The following is a 21,753-nucleotide window of genomic DNA, read 5'->3' on the forward strand; positions in this document are numbered from 1 at the left end:
CCTTATCTGTTAAACTCAACTTAAGAGCAGGAATGCTCAACTAAGTTGGCAAAATATAGTTCAAAGTTTCCGGGAAAAGGATTTCACCTCCTGACAGTTCGACTGCTTACACAAGAGCTACCTTTCCCGGATCAAATTTGCAGACTGCGGTTTATAGAAGGGTTGTGCTTCGAGCACCACGTTAGATAAGGCCCACTGCCAGTCTGCAGCCAATCTCTATACCGGAGGTTTTCAACATGTACTTCGTAGGGATTGATTGGTCTGACCTGCATCACGATGTAGCTGTGTTCAATGAAAAGGGGCAAGAGCTTAAATATTTCACCATCCCTCACAACAGGAAAGGCATGGAGTTATTAAAGGAAAGGCTCTTAAGCATCGATCCCGAACCGGAAAACTTCGCCTGCCTGCTCGAAACCAAAAACGGTCTTCTAGTGCAGTTTCTGCTGGAAGCCGGCTTTCCGGTTTACCCGCTTAACCCGAAGGTTGTGGATTACCGGCGAAAACCTTCCGGGGCAAAGAGCGACCCCATCGATGCCCGGCTGCTGGCCAACATCGGCCGCTCCGACCTGGCGCAGTTGAAGAGGCTTAAGCCAGATACGGAACTGATCGCGGAACTAAAGATGCTCACCCGGGACCAGGACAGCCTCATCCAGGAATCCACCCGGCTCACCAATAAGCTCATTGCTTGCCTGAAGGAGTATTACCCGGTAGCCCTGGAGTTCTTCTCGAAGCCAACCCTGCCGGTAGCCCTGGAGTTTTTCAAGCTTTACCCCACCCCGGATCTGGTCAGGGAAGCTACCGTTCCGGAGATGGCCGCTTTTCTGAAAAAGCATAAGCATCCACGGCCCAACCAAACGGCAATCTCCATCTGGCAGAAGGCGCATGAGCCGCAGCTTCAGGCCAGCGCTCCCACCGTGCGGGCAAAATGCCGCTTGATGCTCGCCCTGGTGAGACAGCTGGAATTAGTCCAGGACCAAATCGCTGCTTACGACGAGGAGATCAACCGCCTTTTTCAGCAGCACTCCGACAGCAGGATCTTCGCTAGCTTGCCAAGGGCGGCTGAGCGGCTTGCGCCAAGACTGCTGGCGGAGTGGGGGGACGACCGGGAACGTTACGAAAATGCAGCCGTGGTCCAGGCTTTAGCGGGTACCTCACCGGTTCTCTTTCAAAGCGGCAAGTATCGCTTTGCCAGGCAGCGCAGATCCTGCGTAAAACCTTTCCGACGAGCAATGCACCTATTTGCCTTCCAGAGTATCAGGCAGGTTTCCTGGGCACGGGAATATTACGACACCAAGAGAAGCCAGGGTAAAACCCACCATGAGGCCTTGCGTGCATTGGCAAATATTTGGGTACGAATAATCTTTGCCATGTGGAAAAACCGTACTTGCTACGACGAAGCCACATTTCTCACAGCCCGCGCCAGGCATCTTAGTCGGGCAGCATGATGTTAAATTATTCTGTTTTCAATGTTCTTTAGCCGCCGGCGAGGGCTGGATTTTAATCTGGCCCTCGCCGGGCGGAGCGGGCGAAGCCCGTCCTTTTTAAAGACCACGAACATTTGTACTACCTAAAATTTTTTGATAAACCTATTGACATAGAAGGTCTTGTGTTCAGGTGGCCTCCGCGGACGTCCTGTCCGCGGCACGTGGCCTGGCCCGGCAGCGCTCACTCCAGGTCGCTCCTCTTTAAAACCAGAGCACATAGGAAGCATGTCTACAGCCTGACTGCCCCGGAGGGGCAGATCAAGCCGTTATCCGGAATGAGCGGCTGGATTCCAGAGGTTCCACTATTGCTACCCGTAAACCATGCTCGGTCGCCCAGAGAATCTGGGAGGCAAGGCTGCCCACATCTCTTTCCTGAACAGCCCTGAGTGGCAAAGCCACGGGAAGGCAGAATTCGGGGCGTCCGCCATCGCACAGACAAACCTGCAGGTGTACCCGGTCACCCACGGAACGCAGCGGGGCCAGACGTGTGATCCGCCCGTCCCGGGACGAAAGCTCGGCCTGCACCTGAGCCAGCAGGGTATCAAAGCCTGACTCCCCCAGACCACTGCCGCACATTGAAGACACCTCGCTTTACTCCGGGCTTTTTTACATTTTATTAAGCTTATGTTTAAGAATTAATTATTTACAGCCCAGTAACCAGATCAGTTCCTCCAGCAGGCGGGATCAAACGTTCAATGGTAACCGGGAGATAACCATTTACGCACAGCAATTTTAATACTTAATGGCTATATTTACCGTTTGCTCCGGTGCATATAGGTTAGAAAAGGGGTAATAATATGAGCAACAGGGTCGGTAATGGCCGAGCCAAGACTGCTACAGGGTCAGTTAAAAATGGCTCTGTAGCAGCCGGCCAAAGGTTGGTAGCGGGTCACAGGGCTCGCTACCAGCCGGAGGGCAGATCGCTGGATGTCCCGGCAGGCTCGGCAGCGGTCCGAAGGATTACTGCCGGGTCGTAAGGAATGTTCAGCGATCGAGCTAAGATCATTACAGGTGCCGGCAGTTTTTGTCATCTGACAAACAGTTTTTGTCATTGACAAAAAAGAGAGGTTTGGTGCAGTCGAGAGATTGTATCAGGCTTCCCAGGTATCTGTAATGGTCGAGCAAAGGTCATTACGGGTTCCGTAATGGTTTGCGACAGCCGAAAGGTTATCGTGGGCTATGCAGGGATCTGTAATCGCTGTAGTGAAGGCTGTTACCGGCTCGAAAAAGAAACCCTTCTCCACGGAGAAGGGTTTCTTTATTTACTGCCCGGTTATAACCCTTGCACAACGGGGGCATAAGGTGGGGTGTTCCGGATGCTCTCCGACCCCGGGGTGGTACATCCAGCAGCGCTCACACTTTTTCCCCGGCGCCCTTTCCACCGCCACCGCCAGGTCGGGAATCATCTCCGAAGCCATTGCTTTTTCCGGCAATTCCCCGTCCCACCTTTTCAGCTCCACGGCGGAAACGATGAAAATTGCCGGCAGCTCGTCCACCCCGGAGAGGAAATCATATAATTCCCCCCGGGCATATAATATCACCGCCGCCTCCAGGGAGTTACCGATTAGCTTTTCCCTGCGGGCTGCTTCGAGGGACCGGGTAACCTCGCCCCGTACCGCCAGCAGGCGCTCCCACCGGGTCTCCAGTTCCGGATCCAGGTAATCTTCATTGACCCGGGGCATGTCGGTTAGCTGAACACTTACCGGCGCATCCTTTTCTTTGGGAGCATAACGCCAGATTTCTTCCGTAGTAAAGGCCAGAATGGGCGTAAGGAGGCGTACCAGGGCATGCAACACCTGGTAAAGCACGGTTTGAGCCGCCCGGCGCTCCAGGGAAAGGGCGGGAGTGGTATAAAGCCTGTCTTTGATCATATCCAGGTACAGCGCGCTCATGTCAACGGTACAGAAATGATGAATGGTGTGGAAAACCACATGGTACTCATAATCCCTGTAAGCAGCCAGCACCCGTTCTATCATCCGGTGCAGGCGTAAAAGGGCCCAGCGATCCATTTCCGGAAGCTGTTCATAGGGCACCTGATCACCGGGGCCGAAATCATAAAGGTTCCCCAGCAAAAACCGGCAGGTATTGCGGATTTTACGGTAAGCTTCCGTCATCTGCTTGAGGATGTTCTGCGATACCGCCAGGTCGCCCCGGTAATCCGCGGAACTCACCCAGAGGCGTAAAATATCGGCTCCCATTTGCTCGACGATCTTCATGGGATCGATAACATTCCCCAATGACTTGCTCATCTTGCGGCCCTGCTCGTCAACCACAAAACCATGGGTGAGTACGGCCCGGTAGGGAGCCTGGCCCCGCACAGCCACCGCCGTGGAAAGGGAACTGTTGAACCAGCCCCGGTGCTGATCGCTACCTTCCAGGTAGAGATCCGCCGGCCAGCTCAGTTCCGGCCATATATCCGGCTGCTCCAGCACACCCACATGGGAAGTACCGCTATCAAACCAGACATCCATAATGTCGGTTTCCCTGGTAAACTCACCAGCCCCGCAGAACGGGCATTTGAAACCGGGAGGGAGCAATTCCGCCGCTTCCTTCATGAACCAGATATCCGAGCCGTGTTCTCTGAACAACCCCTGCAGGTGGGATATGGTTTCCGGGGTAATAATCTCTTTTCCGCAGGCCTGACAATAGAAAATGGGTATGGGTACACCCCAGGTCCGCTGGCGGGAGATACACCAGTCGCTGCGGTTGGCCACCATATTATAAATGCGCTCTTCTCCCCAGGCCGGAATCCAGCGCACCTGGCGGATAGCCTCCAGGGCCTTCTTGCGGAAGCCTTCAATGGAAGCAAACCACTGTTCTGTGGCCCGGAAAAAGACAGGCTTCTTGCAGCGCCAGCAGTGGGGGTACTGGTGGCTGATGGTACCGCTATTGAGCAGCTTACCCCTGGCTTTTAGCTCGGCAATAATATTATCGTTGGCCTCCGCATAAAACTGGCCGGCAAACTGCCCCGCTTCCCCGGTGAAATATCCCCGGCCATCAACGGGAGAAAGAATGGGCAGGTCATACTGCAACCCAACCAGGTAGTCTTCATGGCCGTGACCGGGAGCCGTATGCACGCAACCGGTTCCGGCATCCAGGGTAACGTGATCGCCTAAAATGACTAAAGAATCCCGTTCGATAAAGGGATGCTTTAAAACCACGCCCTCCAGATCTTTCCCCGTAAACTCTTCTATAATGGTCCATTCTTCCAGGCCGGTAGCCCGGGCAAATGAAGGCACCAGTTCCCTGGCCACCACGTACTTTTCTGCACCGGCAGCCACCAGGGCATAGGCAAATTCCGGGTGCAGGCAAACGGCGACATTGGCAATCAACGTCCAGGGAGTGGTGGTCCAGATAACCACCTGGCTACCAACCGGCAAGCGGCCCCTTCCATCTTTAACGGGAAAAGAAACATAGATGGAGGGGGACTTTTTATCCTGATACTCCACTTCCGCCTCGGCCAGGGCAGTTTCACAGGTAGCGCACCAGTACACGGGTTTCAAGCCCTTATAAATGTAACCCCTTCGGGCCATTTCTCCGAAAACGCCTATCTGCGCGGCCTCATAGTGGGGCATCAGGGTGAGGTAGGGATGTTCCCAATCTCCTCGCACACCCAGGCGCTTGAATTCCTGGTGCTGGATATCCACAAATTTTAATGCGTATTCTTTACACTTGCGCCGGAACTCCACGGGATGAACGGCATGCCGGTTTAACCCCAGGCTTTTAATGGCCTGCTGTTCTATAGGCAGCCCGTGGGTATCCCACCCGGGAACATAGGGGGCATCATAGCCAGCCATGGAGTGATATTTAACCACAATATCCTTGAGCACCTTGTTCAGGGCAGTCCCCAGGTGGATGTGTCCGTTGGCGTAGGGCGGCCCGTCATGCAGGATAAACCTGGGCCGGCCGGCATTCTTTTGCTGTACCAGGCGGTAAATATTAATTTCATCCCAGAACTTCAAGATCTCCGGTTCCCGCTGGGGCAGATTGGCCCGCATGGGGAAATCAGTTTTGGGCAGGTTCAAAGTCTGGCTGTAATCCATCCGCACCACCTCAGGCTAGCATAGTCCTCGAGCATGTCCCCAAATAGAAAAAACCCGCCCCAAAGGGACGGGATATTCCCGCGGTACCACCCTTCTAGACAGGTAAAAAGGCCTTTCTACCTGTCCCCTCATTTTGCCGGTAACGGTGGCTGGCCGTCCGGGCTTAATAGGCGGTTAACCGCCGTTCAGCCGGAACCTCCCGGGTGATTTTCACCGCGGACCCCTGTACCCGTTTCCAGCTTCCCCGGGCTCTCTGTAACAGAAGTGCCGGGCTACTCGTCCCGTTCACAGGCTTTAACAGCTTTAAAACAAGGAGTATTATACACAAAAACAGGGCCAGCGTCAATCTTACGGGCCGGTTAGGCCGGGGTTAAGTTTAATTTCTCCCCGGCTCAAAGGCCGCTCGCTGGCGCGCCGGAACAGCGACCATTTTATCCGTTGTTCCTGGCGCCGGTGGTGGTTTCCAGCAGGGAAAGTATCCTCCCGGCAGCAATGCCCTTTACCCTGATTAACTTGCTGCGTCCCTTTTGCCCGGCCGCAATTTCCACCTGCGACCTGGGTACCCCCAGCAGCCGGGCCAGAAAAACACGCAGGGCTTCGTTGGCTTCCCCCTCCACCGGGGGGGCCGTGAGGCGTATTTTCAGGGCATCTTCATGCAGCCCGGCCAGCTCATTCCTGGCTGCCCGGGGCTGAACGCGCACCTTAAAAACCACCGCTTCCTTTTCTTCACGCAGGAAGACCATAAAACCGCCACCCGTTAAACATACCGGTGCAGGATTAGCGCCAGGCGGCCGCTTCTGGTCGTTCCTGTGACACGGGTCACCTGAACCCGGCCGCGTCCCCTGGCGGAAATAATATCCCCCTCCCGCACCGTTCGCGAAAGTTCAGTGCAGACCTGCCAGTTCACGCTAACCCGCTGGGCGGTAATTTCCCGGGCCATCCTGGTGCGAGAAGTGCCGAAGCCGGCGGCTGCCACTACATCCAGGCGCAGGGAAGGAACGGTGGCCTTGATTTCCCTGACCCGCCGGGGGGGAGGGCAGATCTGCTCCCGGGAAATCTCCTCCACGGTCACGGGGACGGAACCCACCCTGGTCAGCTGGGATTGCACGAAAGACGCCACTTCGGCAGCCACCACCAGCTGAGCCCGGTCGTTATGCAGGAGGATGTCTCCAATTTTCTCCCGGCGCAGGCCCAGGGAGAGCAGGGCCCCGAGAAAATCCCTGTGGCTGAGCTCCTGCTCTGCAAAGGAGCCCCGCAGCGAAAGGTACGCCAGCTGCCAGTCTTCCTCCCGGGGCTCCAGGTAATCGGGATAAATGAGCACGCGCACCCTTTCGGCAGCCGGGTAACCGCCGTCGCTTCCGGCTGCCAGATCGGGAACCCTCTTCAGGGCCATATCCACCAGACCGGCGTGATAGGGATCAAGGAAATCGGTTACCCGGGGCTGCCGGGTACGTAAAACCTGCTGTGCCAGGTCATAAATCCTGGCCAGCATCTCTTTTTCCTCCTGGTTCCTGGCATGGCAGAGCAAAAACTCCTTGTCCAGCACGTCTTCACATCCTTCTGGTCTACAATCCCAGTGCCCGGATCAAGTTGAGGATTATCTGGCGCAGCAGTTCCAACGCAAAAAAGGCTACCAGGGGTGAAAAGTCAAGCATACCCACAGGGGGAATAAAACGCCTGAAAAACCCCAGTACAGGTTCGGTAATTTCGTAAATGAAGCGGATTAGAGGATGATAGGGGTTATGACGGATAAAAGATAAAATAATCCGGATAAAAATTAACCAGGTGTACACCTGAAATGCGACATTAATAATACGTTCCAGGCTCATGACGCTCTCCTTTTATTTTAATCCCCCGGACAGTTCCCGGGATCGGCGGGTGGCTTCTTCTACCGCCCGCATCAGGGTTACCCGTAACCCTCCCTCTTCCAGGGCATAAACACCCGCAATGGCCGTCCCTCCCGGGGTGGTAACCATATTCTTCAGGCGGCCGGGGTGTTCACTGGTTTCCAGGACCATCCGGGCTGCCCCCAGCATGGTCTGGGCACTGAGCAGAAGAGCCACATCCCGGGGGAGGCCTACCCGCACACCTGCATCAGCCAGCGCCTCCAGGATAACATACATATAGGCAGGCCCGCTGCCGCTGAGTCCTGTTACAGCATCCATCAACCCTTCCGGTACTTCTACCGCCCGGCCTACGGCGCTGAAAATGGCTCTCGCCCGCTCCCGGTCCCGGTCGCCGGCATTGGTGCCGGAGCAAAGGGCACTGGCCCCGCACCCCAAAAGACACGGCGTATTGGGCATAACACGAATAACCGGTACCGGCTCAGGGAGAAATTTTTCAATGAACCGGGTGGTAATACCGGCGGCAATAGAAATCAGCGTTTGCCGGGGCTGGAACAGGTCCCCCGTTTCCTTTAAAACCTCCTCCACCACCTGGGGCTTAACCGCCAGGATAACCACATCCGACTCCCTGACCAGATCCCTGTTACTTTCCCGTCCATTAACACCCAGCTCCCGGCTCAGGTAATCCAGCCTCTCGTGGCGGGTATCGCTCACATACAGGTTACGGGCCTGAATACCGCTTTTAATCAACCCCGTAAGCAGGGCCTGGGCCATGGCCCCGCCCCCCAGGCAGCCAATGGCAAGTCCCGTTAACGGCAAAAAGAACACCCCCGTTATTCATCTTTCCAGGGGAAAATTCCCCGTTCCCCATATTCTTTAATGTTTCCTGCAATATCCATGTTGCTGGGAACGAAGAGAAAAATTCCATTACCCACTTTTTGCATGCTCCCGTTCAGCGCGTAAGTGGCGCCGCTGATAAAATCCACTATGCGCCTGGCCAGATCGCTTTCCGCCCTCTCCAGGTTAACCACCACCGGGCGACGGTTTTTCAAATGATCGGCTATAGCCTGCACATCTTCAAAAACCCTGGGTTCGGCCACAATAACCCGCACCTGGCGCTGGGTGTGCAGGCTGAAAACCTGGCCTTTGCGTTTTACCTGGGGCACCGGATCTTCTTCCCGGAAATGCTCCTTTTCCTCTTCCTCCACGGGCTCCTCTTCAAAACCCATAAAACCCAAGACTTTGTCCACCAGTTTTCTGGCCATGGTTATCCCTCCTGGAATTATGGTCGGGGGCCAAAAATGGCGCTACCCACCCGGATTATGTTTGCCCCTTCTTCCACGGCTACGGTAAAATCATTGCTCATCCCCATGGATAAATAATCCAGGGGCAATCCCGGCAATTCCCGCTTGAGCCAGCCGGCCATCCGGTTCAGCTCCCTGAAAACCGGTCTCACCTGCTCGGGATCGGAAACAAAGGGAGCGATGGTCATTAACCCGCGCACGCGGACACCCTCCAGGCCGGCCACTTCTTCAATAAAGCTTTTTACCTCTCCCGGCGGCACACCGTATTTGGTTTCTTCCCCGGAAATATTCACCTGAACCAGAACTTCCGCCACCAGCCCCCGTTCCCGGGCCCGGCGGCTGATTTCCCGGGCCAGGCGCAGGCTGTCCAGGGAATGGATCAGGCTCACCTTACCAATAATATACTTTACCTTATTGGTTTGCAAATGCCCGATCATATGCCATTCAATATCTCCCGGCAGACGGGGCTGTTTGGCCACCAGTTCCTGCACCCGGTTTTCACCAAAAACTTTTATTCCTGCCGCCAAGGCTTCCTGCATAACTTCCAGGGAAACATTTTTGGTTACGGCCACCAGTTTAACCGAACCGGGATCCCGGCCGGTTTTGAGTGCTGCCCTTGCTACCTGTTCCCATACACGGGCAAGGTTCTCCCTTATTCCCAATATCCGTCCCTCCAGCTCCTCACTCCACTTCATCGCTTTCCCGTACCCAGAACGGGTTGGCCACGTAGCGGGTGCAGGCAGACAGCTGCTCCCCGGCAATAATTACCCGCTCCGGCGTCCCCCCCAGGACCCGTACGGGAACCCACGCGACCCGGCGGCGGGAGACAATATAAATTCCCTGCTCCTCCCCCCTTTTCACCAGCGCCCGGGAAGGAACTGCATATCCGGACAGTTCCCCTACCTTCAGCTCCATCTGAACCTGGCGCCGGTGAATCAGGTCACCGGGATAAGCGGGTAACAGAAAAAGCATTTCCTCTCCGGCAACCTTCTCCAGACGGGCCTCCACCGGCCGCCCCTGCCACAGGATAACCACCTGCTGACCGGCAGGCCATTTTACCGCCCGGTTTCCTTCCCCATCAACGCGGCACCAGTACCATATACCGGAAAGGTTATCCACCAGCTTGCCCACCGGCTCTCCCTTTTCCACCCTGCTCCCGGTAAGGGGAGAAACGGGTTTCACTTCCAGTTTTTCCACAGCCTCCATTTTCAATGCATTTGCGGGCCGCAGCAACTCTTCCAGGCCATCAATATGGTTGCAAAAAACCCCTCCCCGGGGGGCGTAAACAACCCGTTTTTCCCCTGCACCACCGTTCTGTGAGAGGATGACTTCTGCCACCGGAGCGCCGGCCCGCACCCTTTCCCCATCATCTACCAGCAGTCTTAACTGGCCCCTCCCCGGTGAGAGAAGCAACTGTTCTTCCTTGATCAGCCACCCGGAGGTGGCCACGGTGCGGGAAATATTATCTTCCTTTAACCACTCTATATCTACCAGCCGTACCCTGACCAGATTCCACAGGTAAAATATGATCATCAGGACAAGGACGACCAGGAAATATATTCTTCTGATCCGGGGCAGGGAAGTCAATCCCGTCACCTGCCAAACCTGGATGTAGATGCAACTTGGTTTATTCGACGTTTCCCGGGGTAAATCCTGCGCCAAAGTTAAGAATCAGTTCAGCTCCCAGCGCTCACCGGTAACCAGGTAGATAACCGCTTCCCCGATATTGGTGGCATGATCGGCTATTCTTTCCAGATAGCGGCTGACATATAAAAGGTAGGCCGACTGCATTACCGTCCGGGGATCTTCCCTCATGCTGTTGACCAGTTCCCGGAACACCCTGGCAAAAATATAATCCACCTCGTCGTCCAGGGCGCACATCTCCCTGGCTTTCTGGACATCGCCATTGACATAGGCATCCAACCCGTCCTTGACCATCTGCTGGGCCAGCCGGGCCATCCGCGGGATATAATCCAGGCATTTTACTGTTAAAGGCTGGCCGCTCAGGCACATGGTAGCCCGGGCAATATCCACCGCATGGTCGGCCATTCGCTCCAGGCTCAAAAGAATCTTGATCCCGGTAATGGCCACTCGCAAATCCCGGGCCAGGGGTTGCTGGGTAGCAATTAACTTGACGCACTTATCCTCAATTTCCAGGTAAAGTTCGTCAATCATTTCATCGCTCATAATTACCTGGGCCGCACCGGCCACGTCGAGCCTGATCAGGGATTGTACCGAATCGTAGATAGCCTGCTCCACCAGGCTGGCCATGCGCAGGATGTCCTGCTGTAGTTCGGCCAGGGCCCTTTCAAAGGAAGAACGGGGACTCACGGTCATCCCTCCCGGAAAATATAAACTTTATCCCCTGGGAGCCAGAATACAGTAAATATAATTAACCGAATCTTCCGGTAATGTAATCTTCCGTACGCCGATCCCTGGGACGGGTGAAAATTTCTTCCGTTGCCCCCCATTCCACCACTTCACCGTTTAAAAAATACGCGGCAATATCCGAAACCCGGGCAGCCTGCTGCATGTTATGGGTCACAATAACAATGGTATAGTCTTTTTTCAGCTCCTGAATCAATTCTTCTATTTTTAAAGTGGAAATGGGATCCAGAGCTGAACTGGGTTCGTCCATCAACAGGACCTCCGGTTCCACCGCCAGGAGGCGGGCAATGCAGAGGCGCTGCTGCTGGCCGCCGGAAAGACCCAGGGCCGACTTGAACAAGCGGTCCCGCACCTCCTCCCACAGGGCCGCCTGCCGCAGGCTTCTTTCAACAATTTCGTCCAGCAGCCGCCGGTTCTTAATACCGTGAACCCGGGGACCATAAGCCACATTATCATAAATGGACATGGGGAAGGGGTTGGGACGCTGGAAGACCATGCCCACCCGCTTGCGCAGGTGAACCACATCCACATCACGGGCGTAAATATCCTGGCCGTCCAGCAGGACCTGGCCTTCAACCCGCACACCCTCGACAAGATCATTCATCCGGTTCAAGGTGCGCAGGAAGGTTGATTTGCCGCAACCGGAAGGGCCAATAAGGGCAGTTATTTTGTTGGCCTGAATGCTTAAATTTATATCCCTTAAAGCTTGAAAATCCTTATAATAGAGGTTTAAATTCTTAATATCAATTTTTACCCGGTTCTCCATCAGGGCACCCCCACATGAACTTTTCTGCTGCTTTAACCGGATACATTTTCTGCCAGGGGCAGGGTGAAGAAAAACAGGCTTCCCTTCCCGGGCGTGCTTTGTACATCAATTTTCCCACCGTGGGCCCGGATAATATGCTTCACAATAGCCAGGCCGATCCCATACCCCCCCAGTTCCCTGGAACGGGCCTTATCCACCCGGTAGAAGCGCTCAAAAACCCGGGGCAGGCTTTCAGCTGGAATACCGATGCCGGTATCCTCCACTTCCACTCTCAATTGATCCCCCCGGACCATGGCCCGGATGGTTATGCTGCCCCGGGGCGGGGTATATTTAACGGCATTATCCAGCAAATTAATCAACACCTGGGCGAGCATATCGGGGTCACCGTAAACCGCAGGCAGGTCCCGGGATACTTCCAGGATAAGGGTGAGCGATTTTTCCCCGGCCCGGGGCCGGAAGAGGGAAACCACGCGGCTGATAATGTCCTCCAGGTTCACCCGCTGCCAGCGGTGCACCACCCGCCGTTCCTCTATTTTAGACAGGTTGAGCAGCTCATCAACCAGGCGGGTCAGGCGCTCTGTTTCCTGGCTTATTATTTCCAGGAAATGACGGGATGTCCCGGGATCATCAATCGCCCCGTCGAGCAGGGTTTCCAGAAATCCTTTAATGGAGGTTAAAGGGGTGCGCAGCTCATGGGAAACGTTGGCCACAAACTCGGTTCGCATTTGCTCCAGCTTTTTGCGTTCGGTGATATCCCTAAGGACCACCACTACCCCGCCTGTTTCCCCGTGGCAACTTTTCAGAGGGGTGGCCTGGAGGCGAAAGAAACGCGGCTCCGAGCCGGCCCCCAGAATTTTTATTTCCTCACTGGTGGAGTTTTGCGACTCCAGAGTCCTGCTCAGGAGGCGCTCAAGGTCATAGTTACGGATAACCCCCAGGATTTTTTTCCCCAGGCAGGCCTCCTCCCTTAAATCAAAAATTTCTTCTACCACCGGGTTTACAAGCAGCACGCGACCGTCCCGGTCCAGGGCAATTACACCGTCGGCCATACTGTTCAAAATGGCCCGCACCCTGTTCTTTTCCTCGGTAATCATAGCTATAGTTTCCCGCAGCTGCCGGGCCATTTCGTTAATGCTGCGGGCCAGTTCTCCTATTTCATCGGGTGTACACAGGTGCAATTCCCGGTCCAGGTTACCCCGGGCCATATCCCTGGCCGCGGCAATTATTTCATTTAACGGGCCGATAACCCTCCGGTATAAAAGCCAGGCCAGCAATACCGATAGGGGCAGGATGATTAACAAGGCCCCCAGGACGCTCAACTTTTTGGCGGCATAGAGCTGCAGGAGGGCAAAAAAGATAACCATCAGGAAAAAATAACTGACCACCGGCCGCCAGGATACACCCTGCAGGAAGTTGAGCTTCACCCTCTAAGGCACCTCCCGGAAACGATAACCCACCCCGCGCACCGTTTCTATATACCGGGAGGCACCGGGTACCTGCTCCAGCTTCTGGCGGATATGGCGGATGTGAACATCCACCGTCCTGGAATCACCGGTATAGTCGTAACCCCAGATCTGCTCCAGGAGGTAATCCCGGGAAAATACCCTTCCCGGTTCACTGGCCAGCAGGCGGAGCAACTCGAACTCTTTCGGGGTCAGATCCTGCTTTACACCGTCAATGGTGACCAGAAAACGTTCCGGATCAATTACCAGCCGGCCGCGAACCAGGCTCCCTCCACGGTGGTGAGCACGCCTGTCTTCCCCGGACCGGCGCAGGCGAGCTTTAACCCGGGCCACCAGCTCCCGGGGACTGAAGGGCTTGGTCACGTAATCATCGGCTCCCATTTCCAGACCCAGGACTTTATCCAGTTCATCCCCCCGGGCGCTGATCATAATAACCGGAATGCGGCGGGTGGCAGCTTCCTGCTGTAAGATCCGGCAGACGGCCAGCCCATCCTGCTCCGGCAGCATTACATCCAGGAGGATGAGATCGGGCCGCTGGGAGCGAGCTATTTCCACAGCCGTATTCCCATCGGTAGCGGTCACCACCTGGTAACCTTCTTTCTCCAGGTTGAAACGGATCAGCTCGAGGATATGTTCTTCGTCATCGACCACCAGGATCTTCGCCATATACTCACCCTCCCCCGGTAAAAAAGCTTTCAGGTCAGCATGAGCAGGGCCGCCATCCTCCCCGTTCGACCGCCACTGCCCCGGTAGGAAAAAAAGAGATCCTGCCGGCAACAGGTGCAGATACCGGCCGTAAAAATATTTTCCGGTAAAAGACCTGCTTTAAGCAGGATGCACCGGTTGGCTTCCCAGAGGTTGAGCTGCCATCTGCCCGCTGGATTGGGTATTAGGAGTTCCTGCCAGGGCGGAAAATGCTCTTTAAAAAGGTCAGCCACAGGTGCACCCACTTCATAGCAGCAGGGCCCGATGGAAGGACCGATGCCCGCCAGGCAATCCGCCGGCCGGGTACCGAAATAACGGCCCATGGCTTCCACCGTTTTGGCCGCAATATCAAGAACAGTTCCCCTCCAGCCGGCGTGGGCCAGGCCGGCCACCCGCCGGACCGGGTCAAGGAGGAAAACCGGCACACAATCAGCGTAGTAACTGGACAGGGGAACCAGGGGCTCACCGGTAATCAGGGCATCGGTGGCCGGCAGGGCGTCTTCCTGGGTACGGGCTCCCAGGCCCCGGTGCTCCACTCCCACCACCGCCACCCGGTCCCCGTGCACCTGCTGGCCGGCCACCAGGTGGGCGGGGTCAATATGCAAAGCCCGGCAGGTCCGCTCCCGGTTGCTCAAAACCCGTTCGGGATCATCACCCACGTGCAGAGCCATATTTAAAGTGGCAAACTCCCCGGTACTGATACCGCCATGGCGGGCGGTAAAGCCGTGGCTCACCAGGCCGGTATCCAGAAAGGCCTTCCAGGCCAGCCATTTAACCATTCCCTTTTCCTGCCACAGGTAAGGGACCACCAGAGTCAATCCTCCCGCTTGATTTTTGTTTGATTAATTTTAAGCTTTCTACCCTCATGCAGGCAATAATAAAATTATTGGGCCTGCTTTTGAATGGATGCCAGCAAGGCGTTCAAATGATCCAGCTGTTCCACTATCTCCCTGTAATATCCCCTGCCCAGGCCGCTGGCCAGCACATCCTGCAGGCGGCTGGCCACAGCATCATATGCCCGGCGCAGTTCTTCCTCACCCACCGGCAGGGCCGGGGTAAGCTGGACTTCTTCCTCGAGCACGGGGATGTGCACCGCAAAACCGTAGCGCAGGGCTATATCCCGGGCCAGGGCACTCATGGAGGAAGGTTCTCCATGAACCAGGAAAACTTTTTGAGGCGGTTTTTGCAGGTGCCCCAGCCAATCCAGCAGTTCCTCCTTATCCGCATGGGAGGAATAGCTATCGATACTCCTGATGTCTGCCCGTACGGCCACTTCTTCCCCGTGCAGGCGCACAAATTTGGCCCCATCCTTTATCTTGCGGCCCTTGGTTCCTGGAGCCTGGTAGCCGACAAATAAAACGGTGCATTCTGGACGCCACAGGTTGTGACGCAGGTGGTGCTTAATCCTGCCGGCCTCGCACATACCGCTGGCCGAGATAATAATGGCACCGCTTTTTATATTATTCAGGGCCATGGATTCCTCGGTGGTGCGGGCAAACTCCAGGGCGGCCATGGACAGGGGGTCCTTTCCACTGGCCATGAGCTCCTGGGTTTCAGGGTCAAAATAAGGCCTGTATTTCTTGAAAACTTCCGTGGCCGCCACCGCCATGGGGCTGTCAATATAAACCTTCATGGGCGGGAAACGGTTGCTGGTAATCAGGAGATTGAGATCATAAATTAAATCCTGGGTACGCTCCACAGCAAAAGCAGGAATAATTAAATTACCGCCCTTGCGATAAGTTTCCCAGATAATATCGTGCAGGAGGTTCAAATGCTCCTCCTGTTCCGCATGCAGGCGGTCACCGTAGGTTGATTCCAAAAAGATAAAATCGGCCTGCTCGACATACGAAGGATCGTTCAGGTAAGGCTTATTTTTTCTCCCCAGATCGCCGGTAAAAAGAAGCCTGGTTTCCTGCGCCCCTTCCTTTATCGCAAGCTCCACCATGGCCGAGCCGAGGATGTGCCCTGCTTCCAGAAAGCGCACGCTGACCTCGCTGGTAAGGTTTACCACCTGACCGTAATCCACCGGCTGGAAGAAAGCCATGGCCCGGTGGGCGTCCTCAACGTTATAAACAGGTTCTATGAGCTGGCGGCCGGCCCGGGCAGCCTTGCGGTTAAGCCTTTCCACCTCCATTTCCTGGATATGCCCGCTGTCGGGCAGCATGACGGCGCACAGATCGATGGTAGCCGGGGTAGCCAGAATCTTTCCGCGAAAACCATGTTTCACCAGTTTGGGAATCAAACCGCTGTGGTCTATGTGGGCGTGGGTAAGCAGAACATAATCCACGCTGAGTGGCGAAAAAGAAAAAGGGCGGTAGTTACGCTCCCGTAAGGCCCGGGGCCCCTGGAACATCCCGCAGTCCACCATTATCCTGAGAGGACCTGTTTCCAGTAAATAACAGGAGCCTGTAACCGTCTGCGCGGCTCCCAGAAAACGAACGCGCATGTAAACCCTCCTAACTGCTTATATATTCTTTCGGCTATTCAATTACTACTCCCTTTTTTTAATAATTCCCTCTCCCCTCGGCCAATCCCTCCCCGGACGGGTGAAAAAGCTTGCCTTGACAGGGGACAATCTGCGGCGTAAGCTAAAAATAGCCGGGGAGTCCGGCCCGTCCATGGAGAAAGGAGTGTTACCAGATGCCCATTTACGAATTTCGCTGTCATACCTGCGGTCACCGCTTTGAAAAATTATGCCCGCTGGGAGAAGGTGGAGAACACCAGGTCTGCCCGGCATGCCGGGCCACCGGCGCGGAACGGGTTATGAGCAGCTTCGCCTCACCGGGCAACCGGGATGCGGGCGGCAGCCCCGGCAGCGGCAGTAGTTGCAGCGGCTGCTCCGGAGGAAGCTGCGCCACCTGCGGGCACTGAAAAAAGGGGCCGGACAGGCCCCTTTCCTACTGGTCCTGACATGTTAGATGCAGCGCAGATCCACCTCATCGATGGCTACGGGGTTATTGTTGCCGGCCGCCGGGGTGAAAATAAACCGCACCTCCACCCGCCCCGTTCGTGCCGGGGAAAGGCCGGTGGTAAGGGAAAAGCGCCGGCAGGCTTCCGGTATGCTGGTCTCGCTGAAAACGGGATCCGCCCTGCTGATCAGCCGCCCCTGGGCATCGTAGAAAAACACCGCCGCTTCCAGGGTAAAGTCACCGCGGGGCGGGCGGCCGGGAATTTCCCGGGCGGAAAAACTCAGCTGGTATAACCGGCCGGGCGACCCCGGCACCGACTGGGTAAGGGTGGCCTGGCGGCCGGGGATAGCCCCCATACCGGCAGCGAAACGCCCCCTGCAGCTCAAAGGGGTACGGAAAATGTTGGTCCCGTTCCAGGAATCAGGCGTATTTACATCCCGCCACTCCTCCAGGTCCGGGTTCCGCAGCAAATTTCCGGGAGGGCATACACCGGCCGGAGGCGGTGGCGCCGGCGCCATCCCCGGCGCAATACTTACGGGCAGGGAAACAAATTGCTGGGCCAGCCCCCGGGCCACGTTATAGCCCCGGACGACAAAATTGCCGGGCACCACCAGGTTACCGGCGTTGTTTCGCTGGTCCCAGGTAACCCTGAAAGTCTGGCTTTCCCCCGGCCGGAGAACCACCCGGCCGGCAACCTGGGTAAAGCTTCTTCCATGGGACCAGCGCCAAACCTCACGGCCGTCCCGCAGAACGACAAAATCAAACCGCTGCCCCGTGGGGTAGTTCAGGGTAACAGGACTGTTTTGAATGTTGACTTTGGCCAGGGTCAAACTTATCGTTTCCCCCCGCCGGTAAGTCCGGCGCGGGGTGGATAAAACGTATAAAAGACCGCCGATAATCCGGGTGGCCACCGGGTCCCCCCCGGCATCCCCGTTTTCCTCCGGCTCAATGGTTAAAACCATTCCCACATCGATACGATCGGGATCGGAAATATTATTCAGGGCCACCAGCCTTTCCACGGTGGTATTAAAACGCCGGGCAATTGAGGCCAGTGTATCCCCCGGTTGCACCACATAGGTCAGCATATTAACCCTCTCCCCGGTAGCATGGCTGTGATGCTTCATTATATGCTGGCGGGGACCAGAGGGTTCACCGTAAAAGTAAAGGGCAGGTACCGCCACAGCACCTGCCCCGTTCTCTTTTACTGTCCACCCCACGGGGCAATGACCACCCGCCCGCAGGCCAGGGATGCGGGTACATCGATCACCCGCTGGTTGCTGGAGCCGCGGAAGGGTAGTTCCGGATCCCTTTTTTCCTGGATAAAAGGTCCATCCACAATATAATCGGAAAGCTCCACCAGCTCTTTTACCGCCCCGTCCCTCCCGGCCAGTTCCAGGAGCTTCTCCCAGGTATAACCTGTATACGTAATTACATCCCGGCCCAGGGCACGCACCTGCCGGGCCAGAACAGCGAGGGCACCGGCCTGGGCAAAGGGCTCACCCCCGGAAAGGGTTACCCCTTTTAACAGGGGATTCCTTTTAACCATGGCCAGGATTTCTTCCACCTCCATCAGGGTGCCCCCGGCCGGGTCCCAGGTGTGGGGATTATGGCAACCGGGACAGCGATGGGGACAGCCCTGGACAAAAACCACCAGCCGCAGGCCGGGCCCGTCCACCACACTTTCTTCAATTATCCCGGCTACGCGCAAGCGCATGTTCATCTCTCCCGCGAAAAATCTCTAACGCAGGCTGTGGGGCAGGCGGTCGTTCAATTCCGCCACCTTGCTGTCATTGAAACGATCCACGGTGGAAAGATAACCGGTTATCCGCCGCACCCGCCGGATGGCAGCCGACCCGCAGCGGGGGCAGGTGCTTTCATTGATCACACCCGTCAGGTTGCATCCGGTACAGAAATCCACCGGGAAGTTAATGGCCGCATAACCCATGTCGCAGGCCGCCATGTGCCGAATGATGGCTTCCACCGCCTCAAGGTTATGTACCGGCGGCGAGGCCATTTCCACATAGCTGATGTGCCCGGCGTTGCAGTACTTGTGGTACGGCCCCTCCAGGCTGATCTTCTCAAAACTGCTTATGGGATAATAAACCGGTATATGGAATGAATTGGTGTAATATTCCCGGTCTGTCACCCCGGGAATAATACCGAACTCCCGCCGGTCCAGGTGTACAAACCGCCCGGAGAGCCCTTCGGCCGGTGTAGCCAGCAGGGTATAGTTCAGGTTGTACTCCTCACAGGCCTCATCAATGCGCCGGCGCATAAAGGCTACAATCTCCTGGCCCAGGGCCTGGGATTCCTCGCTCTGGCCGTGATGCTGGCCGGTCAGGGCTACCAGGGCTTCGGCCAGGCCGATAAACCCCACGGCCAGGGTACCGTTGACAATGGCCGGCTCGATACAGTCCTCTTCCTTCAGACCCTCCGAACCGAGATAGAGCCCCTGTCCCATGACAAAGGGCATGTCCTTAACCCTGAGCCTGGCCTGTACCCGGAACCGGTGATAAAGTTGCCTTATGGCCAGCTCCATAACCTCCGCCAGGAGCTCATAAAACCGCTTGATATTCCGCTCGGCTTTAATACCCAGCCGGGGAAGGTTGATGGTGGTGAAGGACAAATTACCCCTTCCCGGCGTCACTTCCGGACCCCTCCGGTTGGCCATCACCCGGCTGCGGCAGCCCATGTAGGCCACCTGGTCCCCGTAAGGGCTGTTGAAAGAAGAATCCATAAAGGCAAAGGATGGATTCAGCCTCTTACTGGCTACCCGGATAGCTAGCTGGAATAAGTCATAGTTTGGATCTCCCGGCTCAAAGTTAACCCCTTTTTTGAGGCGGAAGATGATATTGGGGAAAATGGGATTTTCCCCCCGCCCCAGCCCGGCTTCATAGGCCAGAAGCAGGTTGCGGGTTACCTTGCGACCGGCCTCGGAAGTGTCGGTGCCCAGGTTGATGCTGGAAAATGGCACCTGGCTCCCGGCCCGGGAATGCATGGAATTAAGGTTGTACACCAGCGCTTCCATGGCCTGGTATGTCTCGTTTTCATCCGCATTCTCCACAAAGGGAGCCATCTGCCGGTCAAAGAAAGGAAAGGACTGCCCCCCGAACATGTCATTTTGTGAGCTCTGCAGGATAATTGCTGCCAGGGCCGTGGCCGAGGTGGGCCGCCTGGGAGGCCGGATATAGCCGTGACCGGTGTTAAAACCCTCCGTTAGGAGCCTGTCCAGCGGTATCTGCAGGCAGTTCAGGGTTTTGGCGTACCAGTCGAGATCGTGAATGTGGATATCCCCCCGCATGTGGGCGCCGGAAAAATCCTCATCCAGGAGGCGGGTGAGATAATATTTCTTGCTGGCGGCACTGGCAATCTGCAGCATTTTCGCCGAAGGGGAATTACCCACATTGGCATTTTCCCGGTTGGTTTCAGCCAGGATTTCCTCCACCGCATCCATTAAGTCGCCCTTGGCCTCCCGGATGCGGGTTCGTTTATCCCGGTAAAGGATGTAAGCCTTGGCGGTGCGGGCGTGACCGGCCTCAATGAGCACCTTTTCCACCACATCCTGAACATCTTCCACGCCAAAAACCTGGCCGTTGTACTTTTTCTTCAGCATCTTGAGAACTTCAATGGTCAGCTCCATGGCCGTCTGGCGGTCCTCGCCCCCCACCGCCCGGGCAGCCTTGAAGATGGCATCGGTAATCTTGGTCTCGTCAAAGGGCACTTCCCGCCCATCCCGCTTCCGGATAACCTTAAACAAGCTGGCAGCCTCCTCTATAACCTGATGTGAAAAAATGCTACGATTAAAATTTAATGATTAACTGAATACACCAGCTGCAAATAACGGTTCGCTTACGGTTTTTCGGACAGACGCTGGATTTCCCGCAAAAATTCCTCCACGTCCCGGAACTCCCGGTAAACGGAGGCAAAGCGCACGTAGGCCACCCCATCCAGAACCCGCAGCCGGTCCATAATCATCTCGCCAATTTGCCGGCTGGAAACCTCCAGCTCCGCCGTGCTGCGCAATGTGCGCTCCACCTCGTCCACCATGGCCTCAAGGGTGGTCATGGATACGGGACGTTTCTGGCAGGCCTTCACCAGTCCGGCCAGGAGCTTGTTACGGTTGAAAACCTCCCGCCGGCCGTCCTTCTTGACCACCACCAGGGGCAGTTCATCCACTCTTTCATAGGTGGTAAAACGCCGGGCACAACCTGCACATTCCCTCCTGCGGCGGATGGAGTAACCGTCCTCCGCCGGACGGGAATCCAGCACCCGGCTTTCCGAAAAACCGCAAAAGGGACAGCGCACGCTGCCTCACCACTCTCTTATCACAGGCCTGGAACGGATTTTTATATATGTAGTACAGCTGGCAGAGATATTATACTATATATTGGGGTAAAAGCAAAAACGCAAAAAGGGCACCTCCTGACCAAACATAAATCATTTACTCCTTCTCTGTTCCCCGGAGGCACCCTTTTCATATTTTTCCCTTATCCGGAATGCTTGTCTCCCCTTCCAGGGGAAAACATCACCGGCCGGCGGGCCCTTAGAAAAACCTTTCCTTCCCGTTACCCGCAGAACTGTTATCTGGCCTTACTTCCGTAATATCCCGCAGGTCGATCAGGATTACGTCCAGGCCGATTTTTTTTATTTTATGCCAGGGAACTATAATTTCCTCCTCCCGGCCGAACAAACCCAGAAAACGGCTGCTCTGGCCGGGGAGAACGATGGCGCTGACCCGCCCCTGCTCCAGGTCAATGTCGATATCCTTAATTGGCCCCATGCGGCGCCCGTCGGCAATATTGATCACTTCCCGCATGCGCAGATCCGATACCTTTACCACCTTCCCT

At 55.9% G+C, this 21,753-nt stretch carries 22 protein-coding genes and 1 other annotated feature; of the genes, 2 read left to right on the top strand and 20 right to left on the bottom strand.

All coding sequences use genetic code 11. From position 1 onward, the window contains the following. Positions 1–236 precede the first annotated feature (236 nt). A complete protein-coding gene (locus tag BUB44_RS08595; protein ID WP_073162470.1) occupies positions 237–1,445 on the top strand; it encodes an IS110 family RNA-guided transposase in 1,209 nt (402 codons plus the stop codon). A gap of 297 nt (positions 1,446–1,742) precedes the next feature. Here the strand turns inward: BUB44_RS08595 and BUB44_RS08600 are convergent, their stop codons facing one another. The 15 genes from BUB44_RS08600 to BUB44_RS08670 all read right to left on the bottom strand — a co-directional run bounded on the left by BUB44_RS08600 (position 1,743) and on the right by BUB44_RS08670 (position 16,443). Further along, positions 1,743–2,060, bottom strand: a complete 318-nt coding sequence (locus BUB44_RS08600) for a hypothetical protein (RefSeq protein WP_073165208.1) — start codon at positions 2,058–2,060, stop codon at positions 1,743–1,745. 686 nt (positions 2,061–2,746) lie between these two features. Further along, entirely contained in the window at positions 2,747–5,527 is a 2,781-nt protein-coding gene (gene ileS, locus BUB44_RS08605) for an isoleucine--tRNA ligase (protein WP_073165211.1), read from the bottom strand. A 60-nt stretch (positions 5,528–5,587) separates the two neighbouring features. Next, positions 5,588–5,825: a binding site (T-box leader), on the bottom strand. A 133-nt stretch (positions 5,826–5,958) separates the two neighbouring features. Further along, positions 5,959–6,270 carry a DUF167 domain-containing protein gene (locus BUB44_RS08610; RefSeq protein ID WP_073165213.1) on the bottom strand — a complete coding sequence of 104 codons (312 nt, stop codon included), beginning with the start codon at positions 6,268–6,270 and terminating at the stop codon, positions 5,959–5,961. A 14-nt stretch (positions 6,271–6,284) separates the two neighbouring features. Beyond that, positions 6,285–7,073 carry a YlmH family RNA-binding protein gene (locus tag BUB44_RS08615; RefSeq protein ID WP_083543171.1) on the bottom strand — a complete coding sequence of 263 codons (789 nt, stop codon included), beginning with the start codon at positions 7,071–7,073 and terminating at the stop codon, positions 6,285–6,287. 19 nt (positions 7,074–7,092) lie between these two features. After that, positions 7,093–7,356: a YggT family protein gene (locus BUB44_RS08620; RefSeq protein ID WP_073165216.1), complete on the bottom strand. Its 264-nt coding sequence runs from the start codon at positions 7,354–7,356 to the stop codon at positions 7,093–7,095. A 12-nt stretch (positions 7,357–7,368) separates the two neighbouring features. Next, complete coding sequence (gene proC / locus BUB44_RS08625) at positions 7,369–8,190, bottom strand: pyrroline-5-carboxylate reductase (RefSeq protein ID WP_073165219.1); 822 nt, start codon at positions 8,188–8,190, stop codon at positions 7,369–7,371. 14 nt (positions 8,191–8,204) lie between these two features. Then, a complete protein-coding gene (locus tag BUB44_RS08630) occupies positions 8,205–8,636 on the bottom strand; it encodes a cell division protein SepF (RefSeq protein ID WP_034634503.1) in 432 nt (143 codons plus the stop codon). Positions 8,637–8,653: 17 nt separating this feature from the next. Further along, positions 8,654–9,337: a YggS family pyridoxal phosphate-dependent enzyme gene (locus BUB44_RS08635; RefSeq protein ID WP_073165222.1), complete on the bottom strand. Its 684-nt coding sequence runs from the start codon at positions 9,335–9,337 to the stop codon at positions 8,654–8,656. A gap of 19 nt (positions 9,338–9,356) precedes the next feature. Then, positions 9,357–10,262, bottom strand: coding sequence for a biotin/lipoyl attachment domain-containing protein (locus tag BUB44_RS08640; RefSeq protein WP_073165225.1), 906 nt, complete (start codon positions 10,260–10,262; stop codon positions 9,357–9,359). Positions 10,263–10,346: 84 nt separating this feature from the next. Then, the gene (gene phoU, locus BUB44_RS08645; protein WP_027356080.1) at positions 10,347–11,006 is read right to left on the bottom strand and encodes a phosphate signaling complex protein PhoU; all 660 of its coding nucleotides are present in this window, start codon (positions 11,004–11,006) and stop codon (positions 10,347–10,349) included. Positions 11,007–11,067: 61 nt separating this feature from the next. Next, complete coding sequence (pstB, locus tag BUB44_RS08650; protein ID WP_073165228.1) at positions 11,068–11,829, bottom strand: phosphate ABC transporter ATP-binding protein PstB; 762 nt, start codon at positions 11,827–11,829, stop codon at positions 11,068–11,070. A 32-nt stretch (positions 11,830–11,861) separates the two neighbouring features. Beyond that, positions 11,862–13,253, bottom strand: coding sequence for a two-component system histidine kinase PnpS (gene pnpS / locus BUB44_RS08655; protein ID WP_114362138.1), 1,392 nt, complete (start codon positions 13,251–13,253; stop codon positions 11,862–11,864). Between the two features lie 3 nt (positions 13,254–13,256). Next, positions 13,257–13,958, bottom strand: coding sequence for a response regulator transcription factor (locus BUB44_RS08660; protein ID WP_073165231.1), 702 nt, complete (start codon positions 13,956–13,958; stop codon positions 13,257–13,259). A gap of 29 nt (positions 13,959–13,987) precedes the next feature. Then, the gene (gene pgeF, locus BUB44_RS08665; RefSeq protein ID WP_242655909.1) at positions 13,988–14,806 is read right to left on the bottom strand and encodes a peptidoglycan editing factor PgeF; all 819 of its coding nucleotides are present in this window, start codon (positions 14,804–14,806) and stop codon (positions 13,988–13,990) included. A 74-nt stretch (positions 14,807–14,880) separates the two neighbouring features. Continuing rightward, on the bottom strand, positions 14,881–16,443 hold the full coding sequence (locus BUB44_RS08670) for an MBL fold metallo-hydrolase RNA specificity domain-containing protein (protein ID WP_073165234.1): 1,563 nt from the start codon (positions 16,441–16,443) through the stop codon (positions 14,881–14,883). Between the two features lie 194 nt (positions 16,444–16,637). Here BUB44_RS08670 and BUB44_RS08675 point away from each other — a divergent pair, with 194 nt between their 5' ends. Continuing rightward, on the top strand, positions 16,638–16,868 hold the full coding sequence (locus BUB44_RS08675; protein WP_073165236.1) for an FmdB family zinc ribbon protein: 231 nt from the start codon (positions 16,638–16,640) through the stop codon (positions 16,866–16,868). A gap of 43 nt (positions 16,869–16,911) precedes the next feature. Here BUB44_RS08675 and BUB44_RS08680 read toward each other — a convergent pair whose 3' ends face one another. From BUB44_RS08680 to BUB44_RS08700, 5 genes are all read right to left on the bottom strand, one after another. Then, positions 16,912–18,123 (bottom strand): BsuPI-related putative proteinase inhibitor, encoded by a 1,212-nt coding sequence (locus BUB44_RS08680; RefSeq protein WP_073165239.1) that lies wholly within the window; start codon positions 18,121–18,123, stop codon positions 16,912–16,914. Then, on the bottom strand, positions 18,108–18,620 hold the full coding sequence (gene nrdG / locus BUB44_RS08685) for an anaerobic ribonucleoside-triphosphate reductase activating protein (RefSeq protein WP_027356087.1): 513 nt from the start codon (positions 18,618–18,620) through the stop codon (positions 18,108–18,110). The genes BUB44_RS08680 and nrdG overlap by 16 nt, the downstream gene beginning before the upstream one ends. Before the next feature lie 24 nt (positions 18,621–18,644). Further along, on the bottom strand, positions 18,645–20,663 hold the full coding sequence (nrdD, locus tag BUB44_RS08690; RefSeq protein ID WP_073165243.1) for an anaerobic ribonucleoside-triphosphate reductase: 2,019 nt from the start codon (positions 20,661–20,663) through the stop codon (positions 18,645–18,647). Between the two features lie 92 nt (positions 20,664–20,755). Next, positions 20,756–21,211 carry a transcriptional regulator NrdR gene (gene nrdR / locus BUB44_RS08695; RefSeq protein WP_027356089.1) on the bottom strand — a complete coding sequence of 152 codons (456 nt, stop codon included), beginning with the start codon at positions 21,209–21,211 and terminating at the stop codon, positions 20,756–20,758. 238 nt (positions 21,212–21,449) lie between these two features. Beyond that, a complete protein-coding gene (locus BUB44_RS08700; protein ID WP_073165246.1) occupies positions 21,450–21,746 on the bottom strand; it encodes a YlmC/YmxH family sporulation protein in 297 nt (98 codons plus the stop codon). Positions 21,747–21,753: the final 7 nt, after the last annotated feature.

The organism is Desulfofundulus australicus DSM 11792, assembly GCF_900129285.1.
In the GTDB taxonomy this organism is placed as follows: domain Bacteria; phylum Bacillota; class Desulfotomaculia; order Desulfotomaculales; family Desulfovirgulaceae; genus Desulfofundulus; species Desulfofundulus australicus.